Genomic DNA, 518 nt, shown 5'->3' on the forward strand with positions numbered 1-518 from the left:
AAAGTGGTGTTTGAGGGCTTCTACGCCGTAGATGAGATAATCACGAGCGGGATCACTTTCAGCCATGGGCGCTCCGTCTGGTTCGGGGTAGATGAGGGGACTTTGGAGGGAGGAAGGATTCATAAGCGAGTTCAACAACAGTACATTTATTTTAATGTAGCTGAGAGAAAGTGAATGGACTAGGTTGACCAATCATCGGGGTTAATTCCCCGTTCTCGCAGGAGATTACGGAGTTGTTCTAATTCCTGTTCGGCTTGTTCGGCGCGTAACTGCTCCTGTTTGGCTCGTTGTCGTTCCTGTTCAGCCCGAATTCGTTCTTGTTCAGCGCGTAACTGCTCCTGTTCGGCTCGCATTCGTTCCTGTTCAGCCCGCATTCGTTCTTGTATCCGTCCCTGTTCCGACTCCTCTGGACTCCGCAAATACTCCCCAGATACTGAGTCAAAAAACCGCAAACGACAATCGGATAATACCCGCAACTCTAAACCCAACACCTGTGAGGGAATGCTTAAGATGTCCCC

The 518-nt window shown here is 50.0% G+C and carries 1 pseudogene; it reads right to left on the reverse strand.

Features of this window, described 5'->3' with window-relative positions:
- Window positions 1-179: 179 nt before the first annotated feature.
- Window positions 180-518, reverse strand: a pseudogene (locus K4A83_RS22855) (Uma2 family endonuclease); the annotation flags it as partial.

Origin of the sequence: Spirulina subsalsa FACHB-351 (assembly GCF_026130165.1) — a bacterium.
Lineage (GTDB): Bacteria > Cyanobacteriota > Cyanobacteriia > Cyanobacteriales > Spirulinaceae > Spirulina_A > Spirulina_A subsalsa_A.